Raw genomic sequence first — 8,512 nt, 5'->3', positions numbered from 1 at the left:
GTGCTCAGTTGTCGGTGTGCCCAGCCGTGAGCGCTCTCAGCTCTTGTCGTCGGACGACGGCAGCTGCGCCTGGATCTGGCTCATCACCGTGCTGTCGGCGAGGGTGGTGGTGTCACCGACCTCGCGGCCCTCGGCGATGTCGCGCAGCAGGCGGCGCATGATCTTGCCGGAGCGGGTCTTCGGCAGCTCGCCGACCACCTTGATCTGCTTCGGCTTGGCGATCGGGCCGAGCGTGCGGCCGACGTGCGCCCGCAGCTCGTCGACCAGCTCGGGGCTCTCGGTGACGCCGCCGCGCAGGATCACGAAGGCGACGATGGCCTGGCCGGTGGTGGCGTCGGCGGCACCGACCACGGCGGACTCGGCCACGGACGGGTGGCCGACCAGGGCCGACTCGACCTCGGTGGTGGAGATGTTGTGGCCGGAGACCAGCATGACGTCGTCGACCCGGCCGAGCAGCCAGATGTCGCCGTCCTCGTCCTTCTTGGCGCCGTCACCGGCGAAGTAGCGGCCCTCGAAGCGCGACCAGTAGGTGTCGATGTAGCGCTGGTCGTCGCCCCAGATGGTGCGGAGCATGGACGGCCACGGCTCGGTGAGCACCAGGTAGCCGCCGGAGCCGTTCGGGACCTCGTTGGCCTCGTCGTCCACCACGGTGGCCGAGATGCCCGGCAGGGCGCGCTGGGCCGAGCCCGGCTTGGTCTCGGTGACGCCCGGCAGCGGGCTGATCATGATGGCGCCGGTCTCGGTCTGCCACCAGGTGTCCACGATCGGGCACTTGTTGGCGCCGATGTGCTCGCGGTACCAGATCCAGGCCTCGGGGTTGATCGGCTCGCCGACGCTGCCCAGCACCCGCAGCGAGGACAGGTCGAACTTCGCGGGGATGTCGTCGCCCCACTTCATGAACGTGCGAATCGCGGTCGGCGCGGTGTAGAGGATCGTGACGCCGTACTTCTGGACGATCTCCCAGAACCGGCCCTGGTGCGGGGTGTCCGGGGTGCCCTCGTAGATGACCTGGGTGGCGCCGTTGGAGAGCGGGCCGTAGACGATGTACGAGTGGCCGGTGACCCAGCCGATGTCGGCGGTGCACCAGTAGACGTCGGTCTCCGGCTTGAGGTCGAAGACCGCGTGGTGGGAGTAGCTGACCTGGGTGAGGTAGCCGCCCGAGGTGTGCAGGATACCCTTGGGCTTACCGGTGGTGCCCGAGGTGTACAGGATGAAGAGCGGGTGCTCGGCGTCGTGCGCCTCGGGGGTGTGCTCGGTGGACTGGCGCGCGGTGATCTCGTGCCACCAGACGTCGCGGCCCTCGGTCCAGGCGATCTCCTGCTCGGTGCGGCGGATCACCAGGACGTGCTCGACCCCGTCGACCTTGGTGAGCGCCTCGTCGATGGCCGGCTTGAGGGCCGAGGGCTTGCCACGGCGGTAGCCACCGTCGGCGGTGATGACGAGCTTGGCCTGGGCGTCCTGGATGCGGGAGGCGACGGCGTCGGCGGAGAAGCCGCCGAAGACCACCGAGTGGGTGGCGCCGATCCGGGCGCAGGCGAGGATCGCGACGACCGCCTCGGCGATCATCGGCAGGTAGACCGCGACCCGGTCACCCTTGCGGACGCCGAGCTCCAGCAGCGCGTTGGCGGCCTGCGAGACCTCGTCCTTGAGCTGGGCGTAGGTGATCGAGCGGCTGTCGCCGGGCTCGCCCTCGAAGTGGATGGCGACCCGGTCGCCGAGGCCGTTCTCGACGTGGCGGTCGACGCAGTTGTAGGCCACGTTGAGCTTGCCGTCGGCGAACCACTTGGCGAAGGGCGGGTTGGACCAGTCGAGCGTCTCGGTCGGCTCGACGGCCCAGCTCAGCCGTCGGGCCTGCTCGGCCCAGAAGCCCAGACGGTCCTCGGAGGCCTGAGCGTACGCGGCAGCGGTGACGTTGGCGGCTGCGGCGAGCTCTGCCGGCGGGGCGAAGCGCCGCTCCTCCTTGAGCAGGTTGGCCAGGCTCTCGTTGCTCAACGCGCACTCCTCATCGAGTCATGATCGGGGGCGATCCCGTGCGTGGGGATTGTCCCGTGTGTCCCAGCGCACAGCTCACCAGGCGAACGGGGCAGTTGACAAGAGCCTCTTGCGAATTGGTGTAGACCTTTGACCGAGGAGTGAACGGCCGCCGGGCGACCCACCACGTGAGGTGGAAGGCCGCCCGGCGGTTGGTGGGCCCGTGCCCCGGCCCGCCCGGCGGGGACACGGACCCGGCTCTCAGGCGGCCAGCTGCGGGTCCTCCTCACCGTCGCGGACCGGAACCTGGCCGTCCTTTCTCACCCGTTCGGCCGATGCCTCGACGGGCCGGGCTTCGTCGGGCCGGGCCTCAACGGACCGGGCCTCGACGGGGCTGAACGTCCCGGCGGTGCGGTCCAGGACGTAGGCCTGGGCGGTGGCGAAGTCGAAGTACATCCCCACCAGTCGCAGGGTGCCCTCCTCGACCCGCCGCTCCACCGCCGGGTTCGCCATCAGCTGGTCCAGCTGCTGGACGACGTTGGTGATGCAGAGCTGCTCCGCGAGGTCCACCACCGGCCGGTCGGCGAATTCGGCCGGGGCCCGTCGGAGCCGGTCCAGCGAACCGCGGCCGTTGCGCAGCCAGCGCGTCAGCGGGGTGGGCGGCACGGGGTGCTCGTGCACGCCGTCCAGCAGGGCCTTCATCGCGCCGCAGCCGGAGTGGCCGCAGACTGTGATCGAGCGCACCGCCAGCGCCTCGACCGCGTACTGCACCGCGGCGGCCACCGAATCGTCGGCCGCGCCGGGCTCGAACGGGGCCGGCACCAGGTTGCCGACGTTGCGGACGGTGAAGAGGTCGCCCGGACCGCTGTTGGTGATCATGCTGGTGACCATCCGGGAGTCCGCGCAGGTCAGGAAGAGCTGCGAGGGCGTCTGCCCCTCCCGGGCCAGCCGGGCGAGTTCGGGCCTGACCAGCGGGGCGGTGTGCTGCTGGAACACCCGGACGCCGTCCAGCAGCCGACCGTGCGGGTCCTCTTGCTGCTCGATGCAGTGGTGTCCGACCCAGGGCGTCCAGGCCCGGCAGCGGTGCGGGCCCGGAGAGCTGCCCGCGCGGACGGTGCCGTCGGGGTCGAGCACCTCGTCGTCCGGGCGGCGCGTCACCATCGAGACCCGCCCGCCCGTGGCCTGGTGCCCGGTCCGCCAGTCGTGCAGCGTCTCGTACGCGGCGTGGTCCAGGAAGGAGCCGTCGTGCACCACGGCGACCTCGGCGCCCGCGGGGATGCCGGCCAGCGCGCGGCTCAGCCGGGGGACGGCGGCGAAGGTGAGCGGCCCGTGGGTCTGGACGGTGACCGAGCCATCGGGGCGGGTCTCGACGTCCACGTGGGCGCGGGTCAGCCGGTAGAGCGCGAGCAGTGCGGCGGTGCCGGCGCCGAGCCCGACACCCCACAGCACGCCGAAGGCGACCACGGCGAGCACGGTGGTCAGGTAGACGGGGAACTCGCGGTGCCGGTGCACGTTGCGGATGTGCGCGAAGTTCACCATCTGCAGCCCGACCACCAGCACCAGTGCGGCCAGCGCGGCCAGCGGGATCCGGCGCAGCCCGCCGGTCAGCGCCAGCGCGGCGGCGAGCACCCACACACCGTGCAGCACCGAGGCCCACCTGCTCTGCCCGCCGGCCCGCACGTTGGCGGTGCTGCGTACGGCGCCGCCGGCGATCGGCAGCCCGCCGACCAGACCGCTGACCATGTTGGCGATGCCCTGTCCGCGCAGTTCGCGGTCGAGGTCGCCGGTGCGCCGGCTCATCCGGTCGACCGCGACGGCGGACAGCAGTGACTCCACGCTCGCCACGGCGGTGACGGTGAGGACGGCGGCGATCACCCCGGTGGGCGCACCGTGGGGCAGCGCGGGCGCGATCCCGTACGGCTGCCAGGTGGGCAGTTCGATGTGGGCGAGCCGCAGGTCCATGGCGACGGCGAGCGTGGTGGCGACGGCCACGGCGGCCAGCGGGCCGGGCACCTTGGCCAGGCGGGCGCCGAACTCGCCGGCACGGCCCGGGAGTCGGCCGATCCGGGACCAGCCCAGCAGCACCGCCACGGTCATCGCGCCGACCAGCAGCGCGGGCGGGTGCGCGCCGGCCAACTGCCCCGGCAGGGCGAGGAGGTTGGCGATCACGGAGCTTTGCGGGGAGCCGCCGAGGACGACGTGCAGTTGCGCGATGGCGATGGCGAGCCCGACTCCGGCCAGCATGCCGTGCACGATCGCGGGCGAGACGGCGAGCGCCGTCCGGGCCACCCGGCGTGCGCCGAGCAGGAGTTGGAGCAGTCCGGCGGCGGCGGTGATGGCGCAGGTGGCCTGCCAGCCGTACTGCGTGATCAGCCCCGCAGTGACCACGGTCAGCGCGGCGGAGGGACCGCTGACCTGGAGCGGGGTACCGCCGAACAGCCCGACCAGGATGCCGCCCACGGCCGCGGCGGCCAGTCCGGCGGTGAGCGGGGCGCCGGTGGCGAGCGCGATGCCGAGGGAGAACGGCACGGCGATCAGGAAGACCACCAGGGAGGCGGAGAGGTCCTGGGCCCAGCGGGCCCTGGTGCCGAGGCCCGGCGGCGCGTGGTCATTGGTGTCGGAGGCGATGGGCGCGGTTGAGATGTCAAGGGTCATTGTCTTCCCGTCTGTCCGGGGGAACGAACGCAGTCAGGTCCGGCGATGGGTCCGGGGCGGGGCCCCGGGGCGGATCGGCTGTCGTGGTCGCGACGGTGTGGCGGGATGGTGTGGGCGCGACGGGGGAGTGCGGGTATCACCGGCCGGCGTTGACCATCAGGCCCGCCGGGAGCCCGGGCGAGATGCGGGAGTCTCGCCGGGCGCCGTCGGGACGGATCATCAAGACTCGGTAAACCGAGGGTAATGAGAGCTTTGCATGGCGCGGTCGCGGGAGGGAAGCGGAAAACCCCCTGGTTCACCCCATTGAGTGGTGCTCGAACCGATGGGAATTCGCTGATGACAGGCATGGGACGGAACGGCGGACGGGCCGCGGCCTCCCCGGGTGAAGGGGAGGCCGCGGCCCGTCCGGCCCGTGGCGGAGCGTCAGGCGGTGGCTCCGGCAGGGGCGGTCCGCTCGGCGTCGAGCGCGGACTCGCCCAGCACGAAGCCCTCGTCCACCTGGGTCGCGAGGTCGATGCCGACCTTGGCGTTGGCCCAGCTCTCCGCGTTGCGCCGGTGGAAGAGGGCCGCCTGCTCGGTGTAGCGGCGCGCGTCCCGGAGCTCGTACGAGGCCTCGGCCTCGGCCCGCAGCCCCTCCAGCACCGCCCGGTTGGCCGGCTCCAGGGATTTCAGCGGGGGCTCGGCGCCCTGCTCCAGGCGGCGCACCCAGTCCGACTGCCCGAAGGTGGTGAGCAGGTCGTCGCCGACCTCGCGGCGCAGGAACGCCAGGTCGTCCGGGCCCTGCACCTTGTTGCCGATCACCCGCAGCTGGACGCCGAAGTCGCGGGCGTAGTCCTTGTACTGGCGGTAGACCGAGACGCCCTTGCGGGTCGGCTCGGCCACCAGGAAGGTCAGGTCGAAGCGGGTGAAGAGGCCGGAGGCGAAGGAGTCGGAGCCTGCGGTCATGTCGGTGACCAGGTACTCGTCCGGGCCGTCCAGCAGGTGGTTGAGCAGCAGTTCCACCGCGCCGACCTTGGAGTGGTAGCAGGCCACCCCGAGGTCCTCCTCGGTGAACGCGCCGGTCGCCAGCAGTCGGACCGAGCCCTCGTCCAGCGCGATCGGGCGGGCGCAGGCGGCGTAGACCGGGTTCTCCTCGACGATCCGCAGCAGGCGCGAACCCCGGCCGGGCGGCGTGGTTTTGATCATCTCGTCCGCCGAACGGATCAGCGGGTTGGCGCCGCGCAGGTACTCCTTGATCTCCGGCAGGTGCGCGCCGAGTGAGGGCAGTTCGGCGGCCTGAGCATCCGTCAGCCCTAGGGCGGGGCCGAGGTGCTGGTTGATGTCGGCGTCGACGGCGATGACCGGGCGGCCGATGGCGGCCAGGTGGCGGATGAACAGTGCGGACAGCGTGGTCTTCCCGCTGCCGCCCTTGCCGACGAAGGCGATCTTCATCTGGGGGCTCCGGCTCTCGCTCTGGGCCCTGGGGGCGGGCCGCGTGCTCAGGGGTGAGCGTGCCGCGGCACGCCTAATTGGAAATCGTTATCGTCTCCGATAGTGGCCATGCTAGCCGTGGTTCGGGTCCCGCTGCGGGAGGGAAGTGAGGATTGCCTCTAACGGGTGATGCGGGGTTGCTGTTCCGGGAGGGGAGGCCCGTTCATTACTCTCGGGTAGGTGAGCACTGGAACAGATCCCCTCGCCCCGCTGGCCCAGCTCCCCGGGGTGCCCGACGCGGTGGCCGAGGTGCGCAAGGCCGTCGACCGGCTCTACGGTCACCGGGTGATGCGCCGCCGCGCGGCCGAGGTCACCTCCGAGTCCGCCCTGCGCGGCGCCCGCGCCTCGGCGGCCCTCGCCGGGGCCGACTGGCCACTGGAAGAGGTCCGGCGGCGCAGTGACTTCAGCGCCGACGCCGAGGCCCGGACGGTCGGCGCGGCGCTGCGAATCGCCGCCGAGGCCGGTCAGCTGCTCAGCGTCTGGCGGCACTCGCCGTTGCAGGTGCTGGCCCGGCTGCACCTGCTCGCCGTGGGCGACACCGACCCGGCCGCCGGCCGGCCCCGGCGCACGGGGGAGGCGGCCGAGGAACTGTTTCCGTTGGAGCTCGAGCCGGTGGAGGGCGTCGAGAGCGACGCCGTGGCCGGACCGTCGCCCGCGCTGCCGCCCGCTCCGGACGCGGAGGAGGTCGCGGCCCGGCTGGACCAGCTCTCCCGACTGCTGGTGGCCAGGGCGGAGGGGCAGGGCGTGGGGACGCCCGCCCTGGTGGTCGCCTCGGTGGTGTACGGCGAGCTGCTCGCCCTGCGGCCGTTCGGCAGTCACAACGGGCTGATCGCGCGGGCCGCCCAGCGGATCGTGCTGATCGCCGAGGGGCTCGACCCGAAGTCGATCTGCCCGGCCGAGGTCGGCCTGGCGGAGCTGGGCACCGACGCCCACCGGCGGGCCCTGGCGGGCTACCTCGCGGGCACGCCCGAGGGGATGGCGGCCTGGATCGCGCACTGCGGCCGGGCGCTGCGGCTCGGTGTGCGCGAGAGCACCGCGGTCTGCGAGGCGATGCAGCGCGGGATGGTCTGAGCGGCAAAGCCCGCGAGAACGGAGATGCGGCGGCACCTGATCCTGCCGGGTGCCGCCGCTGGTGCAGATACCGGGTGACCAAGCATGCACCGGAAGTGCCGATCAGACGGGGATCCTGCCCGTTCGTCTGGTGCGGCGGCCCGACAGCGGGTCGGCTGCATGTGGGTGCTCGGTTATCTGTACACGCGGTCCGTGGGGCCTGAACTGCGTTGTCGGTTTGACCTCTTCGGGTCCTGACCGGGTCTCGCGGGCCGTGCTTCATTTGTATCGCGTTTCGGCCGAAAGGGGAACCCGAAAAGGGAAGTCCGTACCGATTTGCCCGTTTTGCTGAGGGCGTCGGCCCTCGGGCCTCAGACGGTGGAACGGCGCCTGCGGGCCAGGTACCAGATGGCCCCGGCGGTCACGGCCGCCGTCCCCACCGCCACCGCGGTCAGCACCGAGCCGTTCGGCGCGGAGAACTCGGGCAGTCGCCGTCGAAGTTGCACCGGCCGGTCGAAGACCAGCACCGGCCACTCCCGGGCCTGCGCCTCCTTGCGCAGCGCGCGGTCGGGGTTCACCGCCGACGGGTGGCCGACCGCCTCCAGCAGCGGCAGGTCGGTCGAGGAGTCGCTGTAGGCGTAGGACTCGGCCAGGTCGTAGCCCTCCGACTCGGCCAACTCCCGGATGGCGGCGGCCTTGTTCTCGGCGTAGGCGTAGTACTCGATCTCGCCGGTGTAGCAGCCGTCCTCGACCTTCAGCCGGGTGGCGATCACGTGGTCCGCACCGAGCAGCGCGCCGATCGGCTCGACCACCTCGGAGCCGGAGCTGCTGACGATCACCACGTCCCGGCCCGCCGCGTGGTGCTGCTCGATCAGCGAGGCGGCCTCGTCGTAGATGATCGGATCGATCAGGTTGTGCAGGGTCTCGGCGACGATCTCGCGGACCTGCTGGACGTTCCAGCCCCGGGTGAGCGCGGAGAGGTACTCGCGCATCTTCTCCATCTGGTCGTGATCCGCGCCGCCGACCAGGAAGACGAACTGGGCGTAAGCGCTGCGCAGCACGGCCCGACGGTTGATCAGACCGCCCTGGTAGAACGGGCGGCTGAAGGCCAGCGCGCTCGACTTGGCGATGATGGTCTTGTCGAGGTCGAAGAAGGCGGCCGTGCGCAGTCCGCTCGGCCGGGGGCGGGCGGGTGTGCTCGGCTCCGCGGGCCCGGTGGTGTCGCCCTGGGACTCGTCGGCGTGGTCGTCGGCGTTCTCGGTGGTGTCCACGGGAACCGAGGATAGAGGGCGCCACAAAACACCCCGCCATTCGGCGTACTCGCGGGCGTGCGGGTTTGTGTTTCTGGCCGCTCGGGTACACCATG

General features: G+C 71.9%; 5 protein-coding genes. 1 reads left to right on the top strand and 4 read right to left on the bottom strand.

The window, feature by feature from the left end; translation table 11 throughout:
• Positions 1-36: 36 nt before the first annotated feature.
• From acs to J0670_RS22060, 3 genes are all read right to left on the bottom strand, one after another.
• Positions 37-1,992: an acetate--CoA ligase gene (gene acs / locus J0670_RS22070; RefSeq protein WP_207813376.1), complete on the bottom strand. Its 1,956-nt coding sequence runs from the start codon at positions 1,990-1,992 to the stop codon at positions 37-39.
• Positions 1,993-2,232: 240 nt separating this feature from the next.
• Entirely contained in the window at positions 2,233-4,626 is a 2,394-nt protein-coding gene (locus J0670_RS22065) for a SulP family inorganic anion transporter (RefSeq protein ID WP_207813375.1), read from the bottom strand.
• A 423-nt stretch (positions 4,627-5,049) separates the two neighbouring features.
• Complete coding sequence (locus J0670_RS22060) at positions 5,050-6,057, bottom strand: ATP-binding protein (protein WP_207813374.1); 1,008 nt, start codon at positions 6,055-6,057, stop codon at positions 5,050-5,052.
• Between the two features lie 219 nt (positions 6,058-6,276).
• Here J0670_RS22060 and J0670_RS22055 point away from each other — a divergent pair, with 219 nt between their 5' ends.
• Positions 6,277-7,167, top strand: a complete 891-nt coding sequence (locus tag J0670_RS22055; protein ID WP_207813373.1) for an oxidoreductase — start codon at positions 6,277-6,279, stop codon at positions 7,165-7,167.
• Positions 7,168-7,517: 350 nt separating this feature from the next.
• Here the strand turns inward: J0670_RS22055 and J0670_RS22050 are convergent, their stop codons facing one another.
• The gene (locus tag J0670_RS22050; protein WP_207813377.1) at positions 7,518-8,315 is read right to left on the bottom strand and encodes an HAD family phosphatase; all 798 of its coding nucleotides are present in this window, start codon (positions 8,313-8,315) and stop codon (positions 7,518-7,520) included.
• Between the last annotated feature and the right edge of the window lie 197 nt (positions 8,316-8,512).

It is taken from the genome of Streptomyces sp. FH025, assembly GCF_017427025.1.
Lineage (GTDB): Bacteria > Actinomycetota > Actinomycetes > Streptomycetales > Streptomycetaceae > Kitasatospora.
Note: the sequence above shows the minus strand (reverse complement) of the source record. Positions and strands in the feature narration are given on the sequence as shown.

Bases quoted from the DNA above. Each gene is read 5' to 3' on its own strand.
- J0670_RS22065 (WP_207813375.1), bottom strand. From the start codon at position 4,626: ATGACCCTTGACATCTCAACCGCGCCCATCGCCTCCGACACCAATGAC.
- J0670_RS22060 (WP_207813374.1), bottom strand. From the start codon at position 6,057: ATGAAGATCGCCTTCGTCGGCAAGGGCGGCAGCGGGAAGACCACGCTG.